Source organism: Marinobacter azerbaijanicus (genome assembly GCF_030250645.1).
Taxonomy (GTDB): Bacteria; Pseudomonadota; Gammaproteobacteria; order Pseudomonadales; family Oleiphilaceae; genus Marinobacter; species Marinobacter azerbaijanicus.
Map to the genome: position 1 here is coordinate 1 of NZ_JASSVS010000066.1, position 1,054 is coordinate 1,054.

The window sequence follows — 1,054 nt, forward strand, 5'->3', positions numbered from 1 at the left end:
ACCAGGATGAAGAAAGGGATCGCCAGCAGCGGGAAATTGTTGACGCCGCGAATCGACTGCTCGATCAGGATCGACAGCGGAATGTCAGAAAGGATGGCCATGACCACGGCGGCAATGCCGAGGCCGAAAGCGATCGGCAACCCGATGGCGATGGAGGCGAACAGGATACCCAGGAAGATCCACAACATGGCTCAGTCTCCTGCCGTTCGGTGGGCGTGTGCCGGATCGCGGATTAGGCGCAGGCACTGCCAGGCCCGCCATAGCGACACCGCCACGATGAACAGCGAGCAGAGTACCAGCGAGACGTTGATCAGGTTCCAGGGCACGCCAAGGATGGCGGTGCGTCCGGTGGAGCGGGACATCACCAAGTAGCCGCCCCACACCATGATGCCCATCAGCGTGGCGATGATCAGGTGCTGCAGCAGATAGAGCAGATAGGCGGCCCGCGGCTTGAGCCGGCGCACCAGGAAATCCACGGCAATATGCTCGTAGCGGGCGAAGGCGGCCGCCGCACCGACGAAGATCAGCCAGATGAACAGCATGCGCGCCAGTTCATCGGCCCAGGGCAGCGAGCGGTTGAACAGTGAACGGCCTAGCACGTTGGCCGACACCGAGACGACCAGTGCCACCAGGATGGCCGCGATCAGGTGTTCCATGAGACGGGTCAGCCAGCGGAAGACCGCAGGGCCGCGATGCCCTTCGGTGTCGAGCTCGAGCGGCTCGCGCCTGGGATCTTCCAGGTAGATGCTGGCCTCGTCAGGCAGTTGGGTGGGCGAAGTCATGCAGGGCTCCGTGCAGGGCAGGGGAAGCCCCCCTGCCCTGCCAAGTCAGACGGATGGAGGATTACTGGTTGGATTCGACGATGGACTGGATCTCGGCGATCAGGTCCTCGCCGATGCGCGGCGCCCAACGGTCGTACACCGGCTGAACGGCTTCCTGGAAGGCGGCGATCTGCTCGTCGTTGAGACGGGTGACCTGCATACCGCGCTCCTCGAGCTGCTCACGCGACCAATCGTCGTACTCGGTGGCCAGTTGGATCTCGTACTCGGCCGAC

General features: G+C 63.6%; 2 protein-coding genes and 1 pseudogene. All 3 read right to left on the minus strand.

Going from position 1 to position 1,054, the window contains the following annotated elements:
* Positions 1–188: TRAP transporter large permease subunit (locus tag QPM17_RS23625; RefSeq protein WP_285394191.1), on the minus strand; the 188-nt coding region annotated here is incomplete at its 3' end.
* A 3-nt stretch (positions 189–191) separates the two neighbouring features.
* A complete protein-coding gene (locus QPM17_RS23630; protein ID WP_234251017.1) occupies positions 192–782 on the minus strand; it encodes a TRAP transporter small permease in 591 nt (196 codons plus the stop codon).
* Positions 783–843: 61 nt separating this feature from the next.
* A pseudogene (locus tag QPM17_RS23635) lies at positions 844–1,054 on the minus strand (C4-dicarboxylate ABC transporter); the annotation flags it as partial.

Bases quoted from the DNA above. Each gene is read 5' to 3' on its own strand.
- QPM17_RS23630 (WP_234251017.1), bottom strand. From the start codon at position 782: ATGACTTCGCCCACCCAACTGCCTGACGAGGCCAGCATCTACCTGGAA.